We start from the raw sequence: 20,380 nt of genomic DNA, 5'->3' as shown, positions 1-20,380 counted from the left end.
GTGTGTGGCTTTTTTTATTTGATTTTAATCGTGCCGCTACGGTATAAATCCACTGCTTGACTGAGGAGAAGATTTATGGTTTTGATGGGAAAGTCTGAACCAGGGTTTACTCGTAAGATTTTCATGCGAGCTCTGGTTCCAATTTCAAGATCAGGATGACTAAGATGCTTCCCCTCCACAAAAAGTATATAGGGTTCTTGGCTTTTCTTATCCACCCACAAATAGCAAAACATCTTTTTCTTATAGCAGAAGCATGGCATTCCATATTTTCGGGTTTCTGATACTTCAGAATCTTGCTTTAAGATAATGCTTCGCAAAGCAAGTAAACAGCCCTTATTAGGCTCTACTTTGGTAAGGTAAAATGCATTCAGGTCGACAGCCATATCAGTTTTTGTGCTGATTTAAAGTTATAATCTTAACCAACTTTCACGAATCTTAAATTTTTTTTAACCGTTAGTGTAATAAATTTGTTGTTCTAGGTACTAATTACCCAAACATCTAAACAATGAGACAGTACATCAAGAAATCTAAAAGCATCCAAATTATTGCATTAGCACTTGGACTATTTGTAAGTGGTATCGTACTGGCACAAGGGTTTGGTCATGGTAAAGATGATTTAGCTGCTAAGGAAGGATCACTTGATTCGATTAAAAACACCATTAAAAACAATAAAAACCTGATTGTAAATTCATATCTACTTGGTGTTTCCATTTTCAAAGAGACCTCAGACTGATCTAAATAGGCTTTTGTCTCCATTTTTTCTTTTCTCCATGTTTCTTCTTTTCGTCCAATCGCTTACGCTTTGCTGCTTTAGTTGGCTGTGTTAATTTTCGCTTTTTCTTTACAGTAAAGGCTTTAGCCAGCATCCGATCTAATTTCTTGAAAGCAATTTCTTTGTTTTTTAATTGAGACCTCTTGCTATCCACAGTCACAATTAGTTCACCATCTTTGGTCAGCTTAAGTCCAAACGTAGCTTTAAGCAATTCCTTTTCTGAATCAGTTAAAATATGAGATTTAAAAACATTAAACCGAAGAGTAACCTTTGTCTCAACTTTATTAACATGTTGACCTCCTGGACCACCACTTCGAGCAGTCTTTAGCTCTACCTCTTTTCGTATTTGACTGACTGAAATACGTTTCATATTTGAACGATAAAAGTTACATTTTTCTACTCAAATCGATTACTTTCTATTTTATCGAAACAAATCGATTAATACATTCGTATAGTATCTGCAAAATAGAAACTAATACTTTCTATCATAAACAATATACTTATGAAAGGAACCAATCTGGGAGAGTTTGAAGAACTTTTACTTCTTGTTGTACTCATTTTACAAGAGGAGGCATACATGCTTCGGATCAAGGATGAAATAAAAAATCAAGTGAATCGATCCATTTCTATGGGAGCTTTGCATACTACACTTAGCAGACTGGAGCAAAAGGATTTTTTGAAGTCCGAGATGGGAGGAGCAACAAAGGAGCGAGGCGGGCGAAGAAAACGTATCTATGAATTGACTGCTGATGGTAAGTCTGCATTGAATGATGTAAAAAAGCTTCGTGCCAATCTTTGGAATCAAGTTCCATCATTTGAATTGAAATTCAGCAATGCCTAGTGCTTCACAGCCACCGAAGTTTTCCCTCAAACTCATCAGCTGGTTTTGTAAGGATGAGCTGGTAGAAGAACTACAAGGCGACTTGGAAGAATATTATTCAGATTCAAAAAAGAACACCTTCAAAGGACTAAAATATTGGTATCAGGTTTTCAATTACCTAAGACCATCCACACTTAAATCTTTCAAAAACTCAAATGCACGGCCTATGTTTATTTTTAATCCAATACTTACGCTTAGAAATTTGTATCGCCAACTATCCACTTCACTGATTAGCTTATTCGGGTTTACAATGGGATTGGTGGCAACAATATTCCTTTACTTCTATATTTATTCTGAAGTAAATACAGATCGCTTTCATGAGGACGCAAATCAGATTTATCGTGTCCTTCGAGTATCAGAAATGAATGGAACACCCTATCGAATAGGCGTAACTTCAGTTCCATATGCCAATGCGCTCCTCACTGATTATCCATCGGATGTAACTGCAACTACGAGGGCAGTACCTGAAAATGGTCTGGTAGCTGTTGGAGAAAAGCGTTTCATGGAAGATGACCTCCTTTTTGCTGATGAAAATTTCTTTGAATTCTTTTCGTATCCACTTGCCTCTGGGAATAAACAATCGGTATTAGCAACAGCCAATTCAGCTGTTTTAACGCAGGAAGCAGCTAGGAAATACTTCGGTGATGAAAACCCGATCGGAAAGATTATTGAAGTAGATAATGCATATGAATTTATCGTTTCTGGCGTGATGGCGGACATTCCTGGTCATTCGCATCTGGATTTTAGCATGGTACTTTCCATTGATTTGCTTGAAAGTTTCGATTGGTTTAACGGGTGGTGGAACAACAGTCTCAATACATATGTGAAGGTTCCAACATTAGCACAGGCAAACAACCTGGACGGAAAGCTTGATCAGTTTATGGAAAAGTACATGGGGAAAGACTTTGAAAAATCAGGCAGCAAAATCGGACTTGAACTCGAGCCTTTGGTTGACATCTACTTTAATAATGAAACGCGTTACGACTTTGCAAGGCACGGCAGTTTTGCATCCAGTCTAACACTTGGTGCGGTTGCTATTGCAATCCTTTTTATTGCATGCTTTAACTATGTGAATTTATCAATTGCTCAGTCCTTCATGAGAGCCAAAGAAGTAGGCGTACGGAAAGTACTAGGTGGATCAAAATCGCGATTGATTTTGCAATTCCTCAGTGAATCAATGATGATCTTATTTTTTTCAATTCTGATTTCCATAGGAATATGTGAGCTCTTAACACCGACCTTCAATTCATTTTTTGGCCTTGAGGTGACACTTAATTGGATGGACAGCAATGTGCTGACCTTCTTTCTTTCATTGGTTATCGTCATCTTACTTAGTTCTGGAGTGTATCCAGCGGTGCTACTATCTTCGTTTAAATCGGTTTCCATTTTGAAAGGTAGCAAGCTTACTTCCGGGAAAAATGTAGGCTTACGCAAAGCTCTTGTGGTAACTCAGTTTGCCATCTCGATTTTTTTGATAGTCTCCTCAATGCTGATTTCTGTTCAAACGAATTATTTGAATTCCAAAGACTTAGGTTTTGATAAGGAAGCTATCGTATTGGTAGATTTAGACAACTCAGAAATTCGAACTCAACGCGATCAGTTCAAAGATCGATTGCTGGTAAATTCTAATGTGCAAGGAGTAACGATGGTTTCAGGTGAGCCTGGCGGGTTTCATGACGCCTCCAGTTTTATTGTAACAGGTGTTTCAGAAACACATCGCATGCGTACACTCTTCACGGATATTGAGTTTTTTAATGTTTTGGGGATAGATATTATAGCAGGTAGAAACTTTTCAAGTGAACTTAGTTCCGATGAAGAATTTACTATGATCCTTAATGAACGATCGGTTTTGGAGCTTGGATTAGATCCTGAAGAGGTTATCGGCCGTAAGGTTTCTATGCCTGGCTGGGACATTCAAGATGTGCCGGTGATAGGTGTTGCTTCAGATTATCACTTTAGTACCTTGAAAGATGAAATAGAACCTTTAGCTATTCTTACAGGCGGTTTTCACCGAAGGCTCGCAATTAAGATCAATATGGCTAATATGAAAGATGGACTGCTATTCATTGACAAGACTTTTGAGGAACTCGCACCAGGTTTTCCAATGTCTTATGAATTTTTGGATGATAGTCTAAGTGACCTTTATGAGAGGGAGCAGCAGCAAGCCAAAGTATTCAGCGCATTTTCTGCACTTTCCATTTTTCTCGCCTGCCTTGGAATTTTCGGGCTGGCAGCTTATGCCTCGCAACAGCGGCAAAAGGAACTCGGTATTCGAAAAGTGTTGGGAGCTACAGCTCAACAAATCATCAGTTTAATTTCGAGAGAGTTTGTGTGGCTCGTGTTAGTCGCATCTTGTATTGCAATTCCTGTTGTCTGGTATTTTATGCAAAAATGGCTAGGCGGATATGCTTATAGAATCGAGGTAATTGATCATTGGTACGTATTTGCGATCGGTGGAATGACAACAGTGCTCATAGCATTAATTACCGTTTCAGTTAAAACCTATCGAGCTGCAATTTCCGATCCTACTGAGAGTATTAGAAACGAGTAATTTAGTTTCAATCATAGCAGGTAGCATTTTTTTAAGATGCTGCCTTTTTATATCCTGCTCTGGTACGTGTACAGCTCGAAGTAGCGACCTTCCTTAGCAATCAGTTCATCGTGCGTACCTCGCTCTACAATCTCACCGTTCTCAATTACCAGTATCTGGTTAGCCTTTCGAATAGTACTTAACCGGTGTGCAATAACGAATGTGGTTCGATCTTTCATCAAGCCATCCAAACTCTTTTGAATGTAGGTTTCACTCTCTGTATCCAAATTTGAAGTGGCTTCATCTAAAATGATCACTTTAGGATTGGCCAGTAAAGCTCGTGCAATGGATATCCGCTGCTTTTGACCTCCAGAAAGTTTAACACCTCTTTCACCTATCACCGTGTTCAAACCATCTTCAAATCGGTCAGTAAACTCGTTGACATACGCTCCTTTGACAGCATCAAGCAATTCGTCTTCAGTTGCATCTGGCCTTGGGAAAAGAATGTTTTCTCTGATTGTTCCTTCAAATAAAAAATCATCTTGTAGCACTACACCCAAGTGTTTTCTATAGCTGGATAGATTCACTTTTGTGATGTCGTGGCCATCAATCGTAACCATCCCTTTCTTTGCACTTAAGAAGGTGGCGGCAAGGCTGGCAGTTGTTGATTTACCTGAACCTGAGCTTCCTACTAATGCAGTGACAGATCCTGGTGGCGCATTGAATGAGATGTCCTTTAAGACTTCTTTACCTTCTTCGTAGGCAAATGAAACATTCTTAAAAGCGACATCTCCTTTGACTTCTTTCAAAATGATCGGACGATCTTCAGTCATATCTTCAGGATCCATTTTCATGATCTCCTCTGTACGATCAAGTCCAGCAAAAGCCTCAGTAAGCTGACTCCCGATATTACTCATCTGGACGATTGGAGCGATCATAAAGGCGAGAAGGGAAATGAATGAAATCAGTTCACCTGACGTTAGTTCATTTTCTATCATGAAATAACCACCCATTGCCAGTATTCCTGCGCTAGCAAATCCAATCAGAAATGTCCCTGAACTTGTCACCACTGCTGTAGCAGTCAAGCTGGATTTTACGTTTTCATAGAGTCGCCTGGCTCCATCTTCGAAAGTTTTGTTTTCTGATTCTTCCGCATTAAATCCTTTAATGACTCGCACTCCGTTAAGAGTTTCAGTCAAACGTCCGGTGACCTCTGCGTTTAGCTTGCCACGCTCTCTGAAAATAGGTCTGATCCTTCCAAAGGCTTTTAAAGCAATGACCGCAAACAACCCAACAGGAACCAGTGTGAAGATGGTCATTGATGGACTTATGTTGATCAATAGAATCAAAGCTAAAACAGAAGTGATAGTGCCGCCAATGAGCTGAACCAAGCCAGTTCCAACTAGATTTCTTACACCTTCAACATCTGTCATAATTCGAGAGACAAGCGCACCTGACTTATTATTATCAAAAAAATTGATTGGAAGTGAAAGGATCTTTTTCTGCACTTTCACTCTCAATTCTGAAATCAAGAATTGTGCCTCTACACTTAATATGCGTGTCAATAGAAAGGAGGAAACAGCCTGAACCGCAAGAGATATCACGATGACAATCACGATGAGCTTGAGCATCCCAAAGTCTTTGTTTGGCACTGCATCGTCCAAAAGATATTTTGTTGCTACTGGTAGTACCAATCCAGCAGGCCTGCTTATGATGATGAGAAGGAGTCCGATTAGTATGGTTTTTCTTCTCGGCCAGATAATGTTTCTGACTGCCCAGGCGAAGGTGACGTTTTTGTTTTTACTCATAAAGAAGATGTAACCTTGTTTTTTTTAAAATGGTTCTAATCAATTATAGGGTAATCAATGAAAAATGGGTTTCTTGCTATCTAGCACATTTTACACACTTATTACTTTCGGGCATCAGCAAAATTCTGCCAAGAGGAATAGACTGCTTGCACTTGATACATAAGCCAAAATCGGGCGTGTCGATAGTATCTAATGCCTGGTGCAATTTGGACAGCTTGAGCTCAGCCTGTCTCAATGCTGATTCGGTGATGCTTTTATTATTGATTGCATCCATACGAGAAATCCGACCAATTGAATTATCCAGGGTCACTGGCTTGCTTTGCTCCTTGTAGTCGGCGATTAACCATTCGGTTTTACTTATTTCTTCTTCAATCTTTTTCTTTATTTCATCGACTTCCATTCACTAAAAGTATCAAAAAGAGCTGTTAACTAAATAATCGTTTTATTTTTGTACTTATTTTAGAAAATTTTATCTTTTAAAAAGAACTACCATAATGAATCACCTTAGAAGAATCACCCTGCTTTTAGCAACTTTTGCTTTGCTATTTAGCATATCATGTAGTAAAGATGATGATACATCTGTAGATCTGGCTTCTGTTCAGTTCGCATTTGATCAGTCAAATCCACCTATCGACCAAGGTGTAATCAACAATTTAGTTGGGTCTGATGATCCAAATGCAGCACTCGCAGGTACTTACCTCTCTTCGGCTAATTTGATGACCATTTGGTTGGCGTATTTCAATCAACCTTCCAATGCAGTGCAAACGGACGCTCCAATTGGCGGAGCATGTGGAACTAATTCTGTGACTTACACCTGGACTACCACTGCTGGTTCAGAAACATTTACGGTTGCTTATCAAATCTGTGAGTCGAGTGATAAATATATTTTCCAGGTTTTCTGGTCTATAAATGGCGGAGACTTTGACCAAATTATTTACGCAGAAGAATCCAAAGGAGAACTTAGGAGTGGGTTTATGCAATTGTTTGGGACCAATCCCAATGCAGAGATCGGCAGTACAGTAGTACTAGAATATGCCTGGGAAGAAAGCTCGGATGGTTCATTTGATTACACAGTGTCCGATGATGAGCAAGGATTTTTGATTGAGATATCTGTTAATGCAGATAATTCGGGAACACTATCATACACCATCGGAGGATCATTGTACTATTCAGCTACCTGGGATGCCACTGGTACCTCTGGTACGTATGCATATTACTCCAATGGAGAAATTACTGAATCAGGAAGCTGGCCAAGCTAATTAATAACTCTGGAGAAAAGCGATTCGAAAGACGGATCGCTTTTTTTATTTATTGGTTCCCAGGTAATCCTCTCTTACTGGACAAAAAACGTCCATTAATTTACAGGCTGTTATTGCCATACCTGAGTGAGGAACATTTGATGGAATGATTGCGACATCTCCCGGTCCCAATCGCTTGGTTTCACCTCCTATGGTTAGTTCATACTCACCTTCCATCACCTGAGCAACTTGTTCATGATGATGTGCATGTTCGGGCAATGGGCTGTCTTTTGCTACATCCCAGAATGCGAATGTCATGCGATCGGTATGAACGAAACGAACGGTATATCCAGGTAGGATTTCTCTGGGTTTTATGTCTTCTAATTTTTCAAATGCCATTGTTATTCATTTAAACTGGTCCACATTCTGGAAACGATCTTCCAGCTTCCTTCTTTACTTTTTCGGTATACACTTGTCGCATGGGAGGTTGATTCTTTGGTCATTGTGAAGTCACCATTAGTATATGTAAAATTTAGTACACCTTTTTCTATCGTATAGGCCATCGAATCCGTACCCTGAAGCTCAATCAACTCTACTGCATAGGAATGAATCGTAGTTTCTGAATTGTCATTAGGAAACCAATATTTTTCGATTTCTTCTTGCCCAGTCAAGGGATATTGACCACTTGGAATAATCGTAGCGTCTGCTGTAAAAAGACCCAGGACTGTTTCGCGATCATTTGCAAGCCAGCCATTTACGTAATCTCTTCGAATACGATTAATCTCTTGCGTATCACTTTGTGTGAATGAATTATCTACGGTGCAAGAAGCAACCAAGCCTACAATTAATATCAATAGCACTACTCTCATTTCTTCTTGGTTGGTTTAGGTTTGAGCGTTTGGGCAAACGCATGGCTTTTTTTCATATACACTGAAAGCTCTGTCGTATTTTTCAAAACCTCATCTGGGACATGGACGTAACCTCGCATGGTAGCTCCATACGAAATGGCAGGTCCGGCATTGTACTTCTCCATAAATTCTTCTTTATCTTCTTCTGAAAGGCGGATTGCTACATATCCTTCTTTAGCCACAAAAGAATACATGTTTCCATTCATTGATGTATAAGGCATGTTTTTCCCTTTTTGTTCCAAACCAATGGTTGCCAGTAAATCAGAGTACAGTTGAATGGTTTCGTCAGATGCTTCGTTCTTAGCCATAAGCTTGTAATTAGATGCTACTACAAGTTAATCCAATACGTCATTTTTAGAATGAGTGCGTGATTTTTTCTTGTCAAGCCCGCATCAGAGATCATACCGGTTCCATAGTTGTCTGTATAAACGATAAACAGGTCAGATACAGGAGCGAACCGCCATTGGAATCTGGAATTGATGTTGACATTATCAATCTGACTATTGTATTGAAAGAAGTTGGTGAAGAATACGGATTTAGATAGGGTGAGATCAAACCTTGGACCAATGAGCCATAGATCTGCGTCGTTATAGTCTTCTGGTAGCCTAATGCGATTATAGACCATATTTAACTTGACATCCAGAATCGGTTGAAATCGATACCCAAGTGTGGTTCCTAAACTTTGTCTCATGCCATTGAAATACTCACCAACATATCCATTGAGCTGGTAACTAAAGATTCTTCTCTGATCAGAGATGTATGAAAAGTTGAAATTGTGGTAGGTGTATCCTGTCATCGGCAGCAGTTCTCTTCCTTCTGTCTGGGTGGGGTCAAATGGATCTAGTAAAAAGGTATAGATCTGTTCAACCGAAGCACTCAAACGACCAGTGTTTGATAGTCCAGATTCAAAATTAACGGCGTATTTATGATCCGTTTTTTCTCCATCTACTGTCCATATATATTCGGCTTCCCCGATAAGCTTAATGGAATTGAAAATGCCTGTTGAAGGAAAGAAATTCCGACCGAAATCTGGATTTATTCTCACAATCCCAGGTCGTGGCACAAACCCAACTTCCGCATTGTGATTTTCTCCGACATAGACATGTACATAACTCCATGTCCAGGATTTTGAATCATATGCAATAAATCCAGTATGTGAGCCTTGACCTGATTTTTGACCACTCTCATCAAAGGAGTGATGATACATGACCTTACCATTCCACTTCCCGTCACTTGAAGCCAGATTGTAGTCTATACCAGCAAGCCGATTCCAGCCGGTATATGGAGTAGTATCATTCTCTGCGTAACTTTCAAATGTTTGCTTATTGATGAAAATGGCGCCGATATTAGATCTACCAAAGATTTTTCGCTGTACTGCCCCTACAGAATAATTGATGCTAGGGAGATTGATTGAATTGTCTTCAGCAGCTTGCATATTTAGAATGCCGATTCGCCAATTCTTGTCCAACTTGCCACTCAATCGTGCACCAGCGTAAATCTGATTTTGAACATTTTGACCTGTAGACTCATCTCGTGCCAATCCAATACGTCTGGAGAAAAATGGACGCGAGTAGAAGGGATGACCAAAACTTTCAAACAAATCAGCATTCTCCAAAAAGAATTGCCGTCGTTCAGGAAAGAATAGTTCGAATCTGTTAAGATCTGTTACTTGCTCATCTAACTCTACTTGGGAGAAATCAGGATTGAAAGTAAGATCCAGATTGAGCGATGGACTTACAGCAATTTTCGCATCGCCTCCGTATGAAAAATCATCCAATCGGCCAGTACTTGTGTCCTCATGATCACGTTGCGTGCTGGTAGAAATGTAAGGAATGAGTGATATGTTAGGGCCAGATTTGCTTGGGGCTTCGTCCCATACCAATTCTTTCATAAATGCGAGCGAGAGTATCAGGAAGTTTCTGGGAATTCTGGTCCAGGTAGACCTTTCACCTTCTTCTGTATCTATTCGATAAAAGTTGATGTTCCATTTATCATTTCCAGGTTTGAATCGTATCGTTTTAAAAGGGATCGCAGCTTCTGCTATCCAATAGCCCGGATATTGTTTCGCATCGGCCAACCATTTATTGTCCCATGATAAGGATAGGTCATTCCCTCTGATACCACCATTGCTGATCAATCCTTCTCGCTGAACTCCATATGGATTTATTCCAAATTGAAAGGCATTTGTATTGTCCTGAAAAGGATCGATCTCGATTGTTATCCCATCAAAATTTCCACGGTAGTCTCTCCTCAATGATGGAACAGCATAAGTCCTATCCTCTGTGAGGTTGTACATTTTAGCGCTGAAGTAAAGGTATGTATCATCATAAGTCAATCGTATTTCTACCTTGGAATCAGCAAGCGATGAGTCGCCAGGGAAGTATTGATGAAAGTTTTGTACTACCTGTACATTCTCCCAGGTTTGTTCATCAATGATTCCATCAATTTTGATTGGTTCTGCTGTTCTTACAATATGATAGGCGTCTTCTTGAGCAACAAGTAGAGTTGGCCCAAGAAACATTAGATAGATAAACCTCTTCATTGTCCGCAAAGATATTTCGATGGTTTATTCAAAAAATCGTTTTTTTATAAACGGACGTGACTTGGGATTAAGCTCCAAAAATTAAATGTATCCCTGTTCGATCAGTTTTTCATGAATAGCCAAACAAATCCAGGCATCGGTGGCAGCGTATTTTAGTTGAGCAGGTGAAAGGGTGTTGTTTTCCCAGTTCGATACCTGCTGATTTTTTGAAATTCGAGACTCTAGAAACACGGCAGCCAACTTCTTCACACCCATGTGTTTCACACCTAGTTCGCGAACTACATCATTCAGGTCAGTGAAGTTTTTTGGTTTAAATTTTCTGGCTTTGTTCAAATCTTTAAGATCATCGTCAATACTAATGCCGAGCTTTAAAATGGCTGCATCAGCCATTAGTTCGAATAGTGATGTCGGATAGCCCATGTTATTTAAGCGGAAGAGGTATGCATCTTCCATGGTAGAAAGCTGAACCATTGCGGTGTGGTTGTATTCACCTTTATTAAACGTAGGCTTCTTTTCGGTATCAAAACCTATGGCGTCAAACTTGCACAGTTCTTTAACCGCATTGTTACATTCTTCTTCTGTGTCAACTATATGAATATCACCTTCAAACGCAAGAAGGGGAAGTGAGCGAAGGTCTTCTTTTGTAATATGTTCAGCGAAGCGATTATTCACCTTTCCCAGCTATTTTTTTAATCTTATATCCTGTGTATGCGACAAGAATGGTCATAAACGGACTGATAATGTTGAAGAAACAGTAGGGTAGGTAAGTGCCTGTGGAAACCCCCAATACGCTTGCATGATAAGCTCCGCAGGTATTCCAGGGAATAAGCACTGATGTTACCGTTCCTGAATCTTCGAGCGTTCGACTCAGGTTTTCGGGAGCCAGACCTTTTTCCCTGTACGTGTCCGCGTACATTCGGCCCGGAACTACGATTGCAAGGTATTGATCCGATGCAGTTCCATTGAAAAAGATACACGTTCCAACGGTCGACGTGATGAGTGATCCTGTAGATTTTACTTTTGAAATGATTGCAGTAGCAATTCGTTTAAGCATTCCTGCCCCTTCCATTACTCCACCAAATATCATGGCTGACAAGATGAGCCAGATTGTACCCAACATTCCAGACATGCCTGAAGCACTTAGTAAACCTTGCTCATCTAATATTTGATTTCCTGTAGTGAATGAGATGTCACCAAACATGGCCTGCATTGAACCAATGAATGAATTTGTAAGCCCGGGAGCATTGCCATAGAATGATTTATATAGGATACCGTCAAACGATGCTGTAGCCGCTACTTCATTGACTAAGTTTGGTTGAAAGATCAGCGCAAAAATGGAAGCCAATAACGTGCCGATCAACAATGCCGGAAGTGCTGGCATTTTCTTCACAATCAACACAACAACTACTATTGGCACAATGAATAACCAACCTGTGATATTGAAAGTACTGTCTATAGCTGCAAGTATTGAGTCTTTTCCTTCGATGGCTCCTTCTCCGGAATTTGCAAAGCCGATAATCAGAAAGATAAGAAGTGCTAAAATGATGGATGGTACGGTCGTGATGGTCATGTAACGTATGTGCGTAAATAAGTCCGTTCCTGCCATTGCTGGCGCCAAATTCGTCGTATCAGAAAGTGGGGACATCTTATCTCCGAAATATGCTCCAGAGAGAATAGCTCCGGCTACCAAACCTTCCGAGATTCCAAGGGCCTGACCAATACCTATTAATGCGATGCCAACAGTTGCTGCTGTCGTCCATGAGCTACCTGTGGCAATTGAAACAATGGAACAAACTATGCAAGCTGCAACCAGGAAGATGGTTGGATTTAAGATCTGCAAACCATAATAGATCATTGCAGGAACTACTCCGCTGAGCATCCAGGTACCTGCAAGCGCTCCTATCAAAAGAAGGATAAGAATAGAAGCCATTGCTGAGCTGATACTCTTTACAATACCGTCCTGAATTTCTTGCCATTTAAATCCGATCCGAATGGCGACAATTGCCGCAACACCTGCGGATAGTATCAAAACGATCTGATTAGAACCATCCAATGCAGCACTGCCAAAGATGCCTACATTGACAACCAGGATGAGTATTAAGAAGATGATAGGGATTAAAGATTCAAATAACGTGGGTTCTCGCTTTGTTGTCATAGTGTGTTATTTCACGAACCCTCGAAAATAGGGCTTTTCACAATATAAGGACAACTATTCTTAGCAATATCCTAACTTCATTTTGTCAGAGTCTTTCAATATTTCATTACGAGGTACCTAAAGACTATACTTTATATAGGAATTCAACCTTAGAGCAATCCACTTTCGATTTCAATGAATGCAAAATGTTATACAATCCAAAAAAAGTGCGATTGAAATAAATGAAGTGCCGTGAACCTCTGGCTTGCAAACGATTCATTTCTGGATCTTTCGAAATCTGTTCACCCTTCAGATAGATTTCTCTGAAGAAAGCTTCATCACTAAAGTCGAAATCACTTTCATTGAATGGTCGACTCAATAATCGAATCAGGTCAGTAAACATGGCTGTAACTATTTTCACATCTTTCTCCGGATCGGTCGGACGGATGATTTCAAGCTGTCTGAACAATTCATCCACTCGTTTGGGATTATCCAAAACTTCATAGCTAGCCAGTTCAAAATATGCTTCATAGAAATCATCAGGAATATGCTTGATACATCCAAAGTCGATAACTCCAAGGTCAATGTCTTCGTTGATGATAAAATTGCCAGGGTGTGGATCCGCATGCATCATCCGCAGTTCATGCATTTGAAACATGTAGAAGTCCCAAAGAATCTGCCCAAGCTGATCACGATTTTCCTGGCTTTGTTCTCGCTTCATCCAAGCACCGATGGGTTCACCTTCCAGCCAGCTCATGGTTAGTATTTGAGCCGCAGATAACTCTGGATAATATTTTGGAAAGAATAAGCCTTCCAATTTTTTGCACTTGTCGGCAAAATCCATGGATTGCTTCAATTCAAGATTATAGTCAGCCTCTTCAAGGAGTTTACCTTCTACTTCTTGCATATAAGGTTCCACGTCTTTTCCTTTTACATTCATAAGTTTGAGCGCAAAAGGTTTTGCAAGTTTCAGATCACTCTTGATACTATCTGCTACTCCAGGATATTGAACTTTTACCGCTAGTCTGGTACCATCGAGCTCTGCCTTATGAACCTGGCCCATCGAGGCAGCATTGCTTGCATTTCTTCCGAAAGTGTCAAAGATTTCATTGGGATCCTTACCAAAATTAGCTTTGAATGTCTTTTTGACAAGCGGGTAGGAGAGTGGTGGGGCGCTGTATTGGGCCATCGAAAACTTGTCGGAGTATGCCTTGGGTAATACGTTTTGGTCCATGCTGAGCAGTTGTGCCATTTTGAGAGCACTTCCTTTCAGCTCACTCAAGGAGTCGTAGATATCACGAGCATTGTCACTATCTAACTCCTCTTTGTCAAGCTTCCCGTTGATGGCTGCTTTACTGTAGGCTTTCACATAGTTTACACCAACTTTCGCACCAGTGCTCACAAATTTGCTGGCGCGTTTCACTTTCCCAATGGGAATTCGATCAAGTTCTTTGGACATTAGGCGGGGGCTTTGGAGAAGCCCATTTTTTGTAAGAAAAATTTACTTAAGTCAATAATGGAATCAAGAGCTGGTAGCTCCCCAATATCAAATGCCGTACGTGTGGATTTTTCTATGAACACATCTGTATCAGTGGCATCACCGGAATCATCCTTCACCCAAAACATCAACACAGCCATGCAGTGAGACCACAACATTTTTTTGTAAGCGGAATGAGTAATATTTTGGGCTTTCTCAGGAAGAAATTCAAACGTCTTTGCCCAATCAATATCAGATTGAGTAATAATACTTCGTGTTTGATTAAGTTCATTCGGCAATTCGTGTGGTTTTATATTTTCCAATTTATACAGGATGTACGAACGATCAGATTTCATCACCTCCAGTAGGGTATATAAAAAGGACAAATGCTTTTCTCTACCACTCATTTCTTCAAAGTCTGGGTCCTTTTGTACAACGCTCAAGGTTTTGGTGAAATATCCTTCCCAGATAGAAGCCTCAATATTCTTTAATGAACCGAAGTATTTGTAAAATTCATCGTCAGAGATTTGTTGATGTTTGGTGAATATCCGAACAGTTTCTGGTTTTTTACCTTCCTCTAGTAAGTAGTTTTGATATCCTTTTTGTATGGATTGTTTAGTGACAGATTTCTTTGCCATGGTCTTTAGTTTGATCCAATTATAAAACCAGTTAATTCATAATAAGGTTTAGAATTTCTCAACTTTATTTTCTTTTCCTTATTTTTAAAACCATTGTAAGTAAATTTTACTAAAGCGATAAATTCACCATATTTATTCAATGCACCACCGCTTTTCTAGTTTCTTGTTTTTTCTACTTTCTATAATGCCAGTATTTGTGATACAAGCAAAGACTGTATCACAAGATGAATTGGATCTTTATTGGTTTACTTCGAAACCATTCATATACGAGAATGTTGATGGTAAACTCGAAGGAATTGAGCCTGAAATGTTTCGTGCTTTTCAAGTTTTTTTAAAGAATGAAAAGAATATTGATGTCAAACTGAATTGGGTAAAGGCAACAAGTTTTTCAAACATCCTTGAAACAATTAGGGAATCTGACAACCCCAATGCTGTTGGTGTATCCGCTCTTTCTATTACAGATAATCGAAAACAATATGCTGATTTCCCTATCCCATACCTTCCAGATATAACAGTACTTATTTCTAGTGATGGAACACCGATTGTACGATCTTATGAAGAGATGAATGAGATGATGAGCGTGATGAGTGCTGTCACTATCAAAGACACAAAGTACGAATCTCTGCTTTTGAACTTGCGAGAGCAGTTGGGGGCTAGCTTTAAGATTAAATATATTGAGAGTGAAAGTAATGTCCTAGATGGCGTTAGCGAATCCAATAACAGCTTTGGATTCATAGACTTGCCTGTTTATTTGATGCAGGTTGAAAGTGGTAGTGAAGTGACTCGGCAAAACTTTTTTACAGTCAAGGGTCAGGGCTATTCCTATCTTATGCCGAAGGATAGCGAATGGAAGAATCATTTTGATGAGTTCCTTTCTACAAACGAATATCAACAACAAGTTTCAGATATTATTTCAAGTTATTTAGGCGAAGAGTTGTACCGGTTTATTGATGAGATATACTCGGGTGAGGAGCTGGGTACTTCTATTCTGACTAAAGAAAAGGAGATGCAACTGGCTCTAATTAAAAATGCCAATTTACAGCTTGAGCAAGAGGCATCAATGAAGAGAATTCTAATTATAGGTATAGGTGTTGTCTCTGTCTTTTTATTTGCCATTGGTTTTTTGTTTTATAAAAACCAAAAAACGACTACACTATTGGTTGGTCAGAAAGACCAGATAGAGGATCAGCAGGAAGATATACGCCAAAAGAATGAGCAGTTGATGAATAGAAACGCTCAGCTGGTAGCGTTAAATGAGGAAAAAAATAATTTGGTGAGGATTTTAGCTCACGATATTCGCTCTCCATTGAGTCAAATCATTATGGTGACAGACATAGTGAATCAGAAAACGACTGGTAGCCTTTCTGAGAGTGAAACAAAATTATTGAATCAGGTAACTGCCAGCGCGGAGCGAATCAATAAGATGGTGACCAAAATTCTGGATATAGATGGACTGGAAGGCAACAGAATTAAGGTTCTTCAAGAGCGTGTGGATATCCGTATAATAATGCGAGACGTAGCACAACGATATCGACCAATCGCAGCAAAGAAAAATATTGACCTGGCAGTAGAGTTTTGCGAAGAGCATAATATGATTCGTACGGATCACTTGTTGCTGCTGCTTGTCCTTGAAAACCTTGTTTCAAATGCAGTGAAGTTTTCAGATCCAGACTCTACTGTGGAGCTCAGAGTCGACTGTTCATATGACAGTGTGCTATTTAAAGTATGTGACGAAGGTCCAGGATTTTCTGAGGAGGATAAAAAGAAAGTATTCAATCGTTTTCAAAAGCTCAGCGCTAGGCCGACGGGAGGTGAGGTGTCTACTGGTTTGGGACTCTCGATAGTGAAAAAGTATGTTCAGGACCTTGGAGGTAAAGTGTGGGTTGAGTCAGAAGAAGGAAAAGGAAGCACTTTTTTTGTCAAACTAACAGCATAGCTACAACCACTTTTTTCTTTTGAAGTAGATCACCATTCCGATAAACACCGCTCCCATAATGCCCCAGATAATAAAGTATCCATTCCTGTATTGAAGTTCTGGCATGTATTCGAAATTCATTCCATAGATACCTGCAATGAAAGTCAATGGAATGAATATAGTAGCTACTGTTGTCAGCACCTTCATGGTCTCATTCATTTTCTGACTGAGCGAAGCATAATAGATATTGGTAAGACTTTCCAGGGACCTGGAAGTAGACTCTACTTCTTCCAAAGCATTGGTACAACTCATGCGCAAGTCATTGATATACTTGATATTAGGCTTCTGAAAGAAGGAGGTTCGATTATTAAGAATATAGTTGATGGCTTCTGCCATTGGGGTAAGCGACTTTTTTATTAAGTCAGCTCTTTTCTTACTCTTTTCAAGATCGAACAAGGTTTCTTGTTTCGGGTCTTTATATACATCATTTTCGAGTTCAGCAATGTCTTCATTGATATCTTCTATGGTCTCAAAGTAATTGTCGAGAATGGCATCCAACAATTGTATCAATAAATAATCTGAGGTACGTTTTCTTACAAAACCTATACCTTCTCTAATCTTATATCTGATGTCGTCAAAGTGATCACTTTCCTTCTCTTGAAACGAAACCACATAGTTTTTCCCCAGAAAGAATGAAAGTTGCTCCACATCAAGCTGATCATCTTCATCCAGTAGAATGGATTTTACGTTGAAAAAAAGATAATCATCAAATTCCTCAACTTTAGGTCGTTGCGTTGTATCCAGTAACTGGCGTACGGCCAATCGATCCAAATTCATCACAGTAGCTAGGTCTTGAATCAGGTCAACCTCATGTAAGCCATGGATATTGAGCCAGTAGATATGAGAATCTTTAGGATCAGTCATTGGGTTAAAATCCTTTTCATCAGATTCCACAGCTTCGTTCTCATTAAAGGTGAAAAGCTGGACTTTAGCTTCCTCAAGTTTCTTCTCTCCAATAAAAGTGATTTCGGCCTTTCCTTTGGCTTGAGCCTTCAGGTCTGCATACATATTTAACGGAGTAAGTGTTAACTCAGTGAGTGTCTTCAAGCCGGTGATAAGTAGTTTATCTGGCCTCACTAAATCGATTGGGTTAATCTTCTTTCTTTTCTTTCCCATACCTCCAAATTAGTCCATTGGAAATGAAAAAGAAAAGTTAAAAATCATGGTTTGTCCATGAAACATTGTTTAATAATCGACAGTTAAAGAAATGGCATAAGAGAAGTATGAGCGAAAAAGAAATTATCCAGGAAAGGTTACAGGAGAAACAAAAGTTGATCAGTGCTGGAAAGCATATGACAAGACTGTTTATTGTCACAAGTTCTCTGATCTTTTTCACATTGATTGTCGTATGGATTTTTCAAAACCTTCCATCCATTTCGATTCCTACTATATATGAAGTGGCAACCTTGTTTATGTTAGTTAGTAGTGCTCTGATAGTGATGGGACAATTGAAAATACGAGAAGATGATATTGAAAAAGCATTTCGTTTTACAGGCTTAGGTCTGTTTTTCGGCTTGCTCTTCTGTACCCTTCAAGTAGTTGGATGGTATGAACTCCTGAGTACGAATTTATCGTTCAGAAACATTCTTTTCCCATTTTCGCTCATTCATTTTATCCATGTATCAGTGGGGTTGACCCTATTAATTTCTGTCTTCAGAAAAATCAGAGAATACCGCGTTCACTCCCGATCGAGGCAATACGCCTACAATGTTTTTATGTTTTGGCATTTTCTTGGAGCAGTTTGGTTACTCTTCATCGGAGTGGCTTAACCACAGCGTATCACCTCATATTCGCTCTGTCAGCTAGCCCACATATTTGTGTTTTCAACCAACAACATAGAGAATCGTAGTTGCAAACTACGATATGAGAAGGTCCTGTTACATGTACTAGGTCCATTAATTAAAAGGTATTAAAAAAAGCCTCCATACACATTGCATGAAGGCTTTATTTTGTCGGGGTAGTAGGATTCGAACCTACGACCCCCTGCTCCCAAAGCAGGTACGCTAACCGGACTGCGCTATACCCCGATCAATACAAATCCATCGTCGCCCAAAGACTAGATAGAAGTCCGTTCTTAAAAACGGAACGCAAATGTAGAAATTCAATCATTAAAATTCAGCATTGAACTCAAATTTTTTCTACATAAAATGAGCTCGCATTTTAAGGGTCAATAATTCGAAACATAATCAACGAGATAATGTTGATTTCATTAGATTTAAGTCAGATTCAATCATTAAATAATAGTCTATGAAAAAGATCAAATACTTATCATTCGTCTGCGCATTTTTATTAGCCTCATTTGCTTCAGCTTCTGAGATAAATTCAAAAAAGGAGATCGATCCTCAAGAAAGAGTTGAAAAACTACAAAATAGAGTTCACGAAATATGGGAAATGGATTTCTCTGATATGGATAAGGAAGAAAAGGCTGCACTAAAAATTGAAGTAAAAGAAATAAAAAAAGAACTCAAGCAGACAGGCCTTGATAACAAAGTATCTATTTCTATAGGAGCAATCATTATCATATTATTGCTACTCATCCTTTTAACATAATAGATGGCGAATACGACTCCATCCAGATACCCAAGTAGGGGAACACAAGATAAAAAGGCCTTGCATCAGATCATTGATGAAGGTCTTTTTTGCAACGTAGCATTCATTCGAGACGGGATCGCACATCAGATACCTACAGGATTTGCTCGTGTTGACAACCACATCTACATACATGCTTCAGCAAAGAGTAAATTCATAGATAACATCATTGGTGAGCAAGTTAGTTTTTCAATTACGCATTTAGATGCGTTAGTGTTAGCACCAACAGCATTTGATCATTCGTTTAACTATCGTTCGGTTATTGGTTTTTCCGAAGTTGAAGAAATAACAGACCTTGATGAGAAGAGAAATTTTTTTAACCTGTTTACAGACAGATACATTCCAGGGCGGATAGCAGACATTGGAGAGCCTACCGATGAGCAGGTTAGCATTACTAAAATTGCCCGATTATCTCTGGAGAATGCCGCAGCGAAAGTTAGGTCAGGAGATGTAAACGTTAATTTATCGAAAGATGCTTCATGGTGTGGCATCATACCTGTTGAACGATGTTATGGACCACCACAGCTTGATGATCAATTAGACCCTAACAAGGTGACCCCAGACTACATTAAACAGTTAATCGATGGATCTCGCAAGTCTTAAAACGCAAAACAACATCGAAAAAAAACGCTTCGAATTAAATCTGGAAGGTGCTAAAGCATTCATTGTTTATAAAATGGGTAAAAGTGGGGCGATGTATTTGGTTCATACTGAAGTGCCTGAGGTGATGGAAGGGCAGGGAGTTGGACATAAACTTGTGCGAGAGTCTTTGGAAATCATAGAAAAAGCAAATACTAAGATCATCCCATTATGCCCATTCGTTAGGTCATTTATTAAAAATCATCAGGAGGATTATCAGCTATTATTGGCAGAAGGAGTTAAATTGTAA

22 protein-coding genes and 1 tRNA gene are annotated in these 20,380 nt (G+C 39.4%); 9 read left to right on the top strand and 14 right to left on the bottom strand.

The features are described 5' to 3' along the window. Nucleotides 1-14 precede the first annotated feature (14 nt). On the bottom strand, nucleotides 15-383 hold the full coding sequence (locus ABJG98_RS07555; protein ID WP_348278885.1) for a DUF1801 domain-containing protein: 369 nt from the start codon (nucleotides 381-383) through the stop codon (nucleotides 15-17). Nucleotides 384-505: 122 nt separating this feature from the next. On the opposite strand from ABJG98_RS07555, the gene ABJG98_RS07550 reads away from it, so the two are divergent. Beyond that, a complete protein-coding gene (locus tag ABJG98_RS07550; RefSeq protein WP_348278884.1) occupies nucleotides 506-733 on the top strand; it encodes a hypothetical protein in 228 nt (75 codons plus the stop codon). 1 nt (nucleotide 734) lies between these two features. Here ABJG98_RS07550 and arfB read toward each other — a convergent pair whose 3' ends face one another. After that, entirely contained in the window at nucleotides 735-1,142 is a 408-nt protein-coding gene (gene arfB / locus ABJG98_RS07545; RefSeq protein WP_348278883.1) for an alternative ribosome rescue aminoacyl-tRNA hydrolase ArfB, read from the bottom strand. A gap of 132 nt (nucleotides 1,143-1,274) precedes the next feature. Between arfB and ABJG98_RS07540 the strand changes: the two genes are divergently transcribed. Further along, nucleotides 1,275-1,613, top strand: a complete 339-nt coding sequence (locus ABJG98_RS07540; protein WP_348278882.1) for a PadR family transcriptional regulator — start codon at nucleotides 1,275-1,277, stop codon at nucleotides 1,611-1,613. Beyond that, entirely contained in the window at nucleotides 1,606-4,203 is a 2,598-nt protein-coding gene (locus ABJG98_RS07535; protein ID WP_348278881.1) for an ABC transporter permease, read from the top strand. The genes ABJG98_RS07540 and ABJG98_RS07535 overlap by 8 nt, the downstream gene beginning before the upstream one ends. Before the next feature lie 47 nt (nucleotides 4,204-4,250). On the opposite strand, the gene ABJG98_RS07530 is transcribed toward ABJG98_RS07535, so the two are convergent. Both ABJG98_RS07530 and ABJG98_RS07525 read right to left on the bottom strand, forming a co-directional pair. Continuing rightward, nucleotides 4,251-5,990 (bottom strand): ABC transporter ATP-binding protein, encoded by a 1,740-nt coding sequence (locus ABJG98_RS07530; RefSeq protein ID WP_348278880.1) that lies wholly within the window; start codon nucleotides 5,988-5,990, stop codon nucleotides 4,251-4,253. A 76-nt stretch (nucleotides 5,991-6,066) separates the two neighbouring features. After that, a complete protein-coding gene (locus ABJG98_RS07525; protein ID WP_348278879.1) occupies nucleotides 6,067-6,390 on the bottom strand; it encodes a TraR/DksA C4-type zinc finger protein in 324 nt (107 codons plus the stop codon). A gap of 94 nt (nucleotides 6,391-6,484) precedes the next feature. Here ABJG98_RS07525 and ABJG98_RS07520 point away from each other — a divergent pair, with 94 nt between their 5' ends. Continuing rightward, nucleotides 6,485-7,249, top strand: coding sequence for a hypothetical protein (locus ABJG98_RS07520; RefSeq protein ID WP_348278878.1), 765 nt, complete (start codon nucleotides 6,485-6,487; stop codon nucleotides 7,247-7,249). 45 nt (nucleotides 7,250-7,294) lie between these two features. Here the strand turns inward: ABJG98_RS07520 and ABJG98_RS07515 are convergent, their stop codons facing one another. The 8 genes from ABJG98_RS07515 to ABJG98_RS07480 form a co-directional block, all read right to left on the bottom strand. Then, nucleotides 7,295-7,627, bottom strand: a complete 333-nt coding sequence (locus tag ABJG98_RS07515) for a cupin domain-containing protein (protein WP_348278877.1) — start codon at nucleotides 7,625-7,627, stop codon at nucleotides 7,295-7,297. A gap of 2 nt (nucleotides 7,628-7,629) precedes the next feature. Then, a complete protein-coding gene (locus ABJG98_RS07510) occupies nucleotides 7,630-8,097 on the bottom strand; it encodes a nuclear transport factor 2 family protein (RefSeq protein ID WP_348278876.1) in 468 nt (155 codons plus the stop codon). Then, nucleotides 8,094-8,444, bottom strand: coding sequence for a hypothetical protein (locus ABJG98_RS07505; RefSeq protein ID WP_348278875.1), 351 nt, complete (start codon nucleotides 8,442-8,444; stop codon nucleotides 8,094-8,096). The genes ABJG98_RS07510 and ABJG98_RS07505 overlap by 4 nt, the downstream gene beginning before the upstream one ends. Nucleotides 8,445-8,464: 20 nt before the next feature. Next, the gene (locus ABJG98_RS07500; RefSeq protein ID WP_348278874.1) at nucleotides 8,465-10,678 is read right to left on the bottom strand and encodes a DUF5916 domain-containing protein; all 2,214 of its coding nucleotides are present in this window, start codon (nucleotides 10,676-10,678) and stop codon (nucleotides 8,465-8,467) included. Nucleotides 10,679-10,759: 81 nt separating this feature from the next. Beyond that, complete coding sequence (locus ABJG98_RS07495; RefSeq protein WP_348278873.1) at nucleotides 10,760-11,350, bottom strand: 3'-5' exonuclease; 591 nt, start codon at nucleotides 11,348-11,350, stop codon at nucleotides 10,760-10,762. Then, nucleotides 11,343-12,833, bottom strand: a complete 1,491-nt coding sequence (nhaC, locus tag ABJG98_RS07490) for a Na+/H+ antiporter NhaC (protein WP_348278872.1) — start codon at nucleotides 12,831-12,833, stop codon at nucleotides 11,343-11,345. Before nhaC ends, ABJG98_RS07495 begins: the two co-directional genes overlap by 8 nt. Nucleotides 12,834-12,957: 124 nt before the next feature. Then, nucleotides 12,958-14,271, bottom strand: coding sequence for an AarF/UbiB family protein (locus ABJG98_RS07485; RefSeq protein WP_348278871.1), 1,314 nt, complete (start codon nucleotides 14,269-14,271; stop codon nucleotides 12,958-12,960). Beyond that, nucleotides 14,271-14,927, bottom strand: a complete 657-nt coding sequence (locus tag ABJG98_RS07480) for a hypothetical protein (protein ID WP_348278870.1) — start codon at nucleotides 14,925-14,927, stop codon at nucleotides 14,271-14,273. Before ABJG98_RS07480 ends, ABJG98_RS07485 begins: the two co-directional genes overlap by 1 nt. A 139-nt stretch (nucleotides 14,928-15,066) precedes the next feature. Between ABJG98_RS07480 and ABJG98_RS07475 the strand changes: the two genes are divergently transcribed. After that, on the top strand, nucleotides 15,067-16,863 hold the full coding sequence (locus ABJG98_RS07475) for an ATP-binding protein (RefSeq protein WP_348278869.1): 1,797 nt from the start codon (nucleotides 15,067-15,069) through the stop codon (nucleotides 16,861-16,863). On the opposite strand, the gene corA is transcribed toward ABJG98_RS07475, so the two are convergent. Further along, nucleotides 16,864-18,018 carry a magnesium/cobalt transporter CorA gene (gene corA, locus ABJG98_RS07470; protein WP_348278868.1) on the bottom strand — a complete coding sequence of 385 codons (1,155 nt, stop codon included), beginning with the start codon at nucleotides 18,016-18,018 and terminating at the stop codon, nucleotides 16,864-16,866. Nucleotides 18,019-18,125: 107 nt separating this feature from the next. Between corA and ABJG98_RS07465 the strand changes: the two genes are divergently transcribed. After that, nucleotides 18,126-18,671, top strand: coding sequence for a hypothetical protein (locus ABJG98_RS07465; RefSeq protein ID WP_348278867.1), 546 nt, complete (start codon nucleotides 18,126-18,128; stop codon nucleotides 18,669-18,671). 183 nt (nucleotides 18,672-18,854) lie between these two features. On the opposite strand, the gene ABJG98_RS07460 is transcribed toward ABJG98_RS07465, so the two are convergent. Continuing rightward, nucleotides 18,855-18,929: transfer RNA gene (locus ABJG98_RS07460), tRNA-Pro, on the bottom strand. A 220-nt stretch (nucleotides 18,930-19,149) separates the two neighbouring features. Between ABJG98_RS07460 and ABJG98_RS07455 the strand changes: the two genes are divergently transcribed. From ABJG98_RS07455 to ABJG98_RS07445, 3 genes are read left to right on the top strand one after another with little or no spacing between them, the layout of a single operon-like run. Next, nucleotides 19,150-19,452: a hypothetical protein gene (locus ABJG98_RS07455; RefSeq protein WP_348278866.1), complete on the top strand. Its 303-nt coding sequence runs from the start codon at nucleotides 19,150-19,152 to the stop codon at nucleotides 19,450-19,452. Nucleotides 19,453-19,455: 3 nt separating this feature from the next. Beyond that, a complete protein-coding gene (locus ABJG98_RS07450; protein ID WP_348278865.1) occupies nucleotides 19,456-20,094 on the top strand; it encodes a pyridoxamine 5'-phosphate oxidase family protein in 639 nt (212 codons plus the stop codon). Then, complete coding sequence (locus ABJG98_RS07445) at nucleotides 20,075-20,380, top strand: GNAT family N-acetyltransferase (protein WP_348278864.1); 306 nt, start codon at nucleotides 20,075-20,077, stop codon at nucleotides 20,378-20,380. Before ABJG98_RS07450 ends, ABJG98_RS07445 begins: the two co-directional genes overlap by 20 nt.

It is taken from the genome of Ekhidna sp. (genome assembly GCF_039960695.1).
GTDB lineage: Bacteria > Bacteroidota > Bacteroidia > Cytophagales > Cyclobacteriaceae > Ekhidna.
This window is presented reverse-complemented; position numbering and strand designations above follow the sequence as displayed.

What these genes read in the sequence shown, in the direction of transcription:
- ABJG98_RS07530 (WP_348278880.1), bottom strand. Translation starts at nt 5,990, where the DNA reads ATGAGTAAAAACAAAAACGTCACCTTCGCCTGGGCAGTCAGAAACATT.
- ABJG98_RS07465 (WP_348278867.1), top strand. Translation starts at nt 18,126, where the DNA reads ATGAGCGAAAAAGAAATTATCCAGGAAAGGTTACAGGAGAAACAAAAG.
- ABJG98_RS07500 (WP_348278874.1), bottom strand. Translation starts at nt 10,678, where the DNA reads ATGAAGAGGTTTATCTATCTAATGTTTCTTGGGCCAACTCTACTTGTT.
- ABJG98_RS07515 (WP_348278877.1), bottom strand. Translation starts at nt 7,627, where the DNA reads ATGGCATTTGAAAAATTAGAAGACATAAAACCCAGAGAAATCCTACCT.
- ABJG98_RS07510 (WP_348278876.1), bottom strand. Translation starts at nt 8,097, where the DNA reads ATGAGAGTAGTGCTATTGATATTAATTGTAGGCTTGGTTGCTTCTTGC.
- ABJG98_RS07525 (WP_348278879.1), bottom strand. Translation starts at nt 6,390, where the DNA reads ATGGAAGTCGATGAAATAAAGAAAAAGATTGAAGAAGAAATAAGTAAA.
- nhaC (WP_348278872.1), bottom strand. Translation starts at nt 12,833, where the DNA reads ATGACAACAAAGCGAGAACCCACGTTATTTGAATCTTTAATCCCTATC.
- ABJG98_RS07550 (WP_348278884.1), top strand. Translation starts at nt 506, where the DNA reads ATGAGACAGTACATCAAGAAATCTAAAAGCATCCAAATTATTGCATTA.
- ABJG98_RS07475 (WP_348278869.1), top strand. Translation starts at nt 15,067, where the DNA reads ATGCACCACCGCTTTTCTAGTTTCTTGTTTTTTCTACTTTCTATAATG.
- corA (WP_348278868.1), bottom strand. Translation starts at nt 18,018, where the DNA reads ATGGGAAAGAAAAGAAAGAAGATTAACCCAATCGATTTAGTGAGGCCA.
- ABJG98_RS07540 (WP_348278882.1), top strand. Translation starts at nt 1,275, where the DNA reads ATGAAAGGAACCAATCTGGGAGAGTTTGAAGAACTTTTACTTCTTGTT.
- ABJG98_RS07480 (WP_348278870.1), bottom strand. Translation starts at nt 14,927, where the DNA reads ATGGCAAAGAAATCTGTCACTAAACAATCCATACAAAAAGGATATCAA.
- ABJG98_RS07535 (WP_348278881.1), top strand. Translation starts at nt 1,606, where the DNA reads ATGCCTAGTGCTTCACAGCCACCGAAGTTTTCCCTCAAACTCATCAGC.
- ABJG98_RS07555 (WP_348278885.1), bottom strand. Translation starts at nt 383, where the DNA reads ATGGCTGTCGACCTGAATGCATTTTACCTTACCAAAGTAGAGCCTAAT.
- ABJG98_RS07520 (WP_348278878.1), top strand. Translation starts at nt 6,485, where the DNA reads ATGAATCACCTTAGAAGAATCACCCTGCTTTTAGCAACTTTTGCTTTG.
- ABJG98_RS07445 (WP_348278864.1), top strand. Translation starts at nt 20,075, where the DNA reads ATGGATCTCGCAAGTCTTAAAACGCAAAACAACATCGAAAAAAAACGC.
- ABJG98_RS07455 (WP_348278866.1), top strand. Translation starts at nt 19,150, where the DNA reads ATGAAAAAGATCAAATACTTATCATTCGTCTGCGCATTTTTATTAGCC.
- arfB (WP_348278883.1), bottom strand. Translation starts at nt 1,142, where the DNA reads ATGAAACGTATTTCAGTCAGTCAAATACGAAAAGAGGTAGAGCTAAAG.
- ABJG98_RS07505 (WP_348278875.1), bottom strand. Translation starts at nt 8,444, where the DNA reads ATGGCTAAGAACGAAGCATCTGACGAAACCATTCAACTGTACTCTGAT.
- ABJG98_RS07485 (WP_348278871.1), bottom strand. Translation starts at nt 14,271, where the DNA reads ATGTCCAAAGAACTTGATCGAATTCCCATTGGGAAAGTGAAACGCGCC.
- ABJG98_RS07450 (WP_348278865.1), top strand. Translation starts at nt 19,456, where the DNA reads ATGGCGAATACGACTCCATCCAGATACCCAAGTAGGGGAACACAAGAT.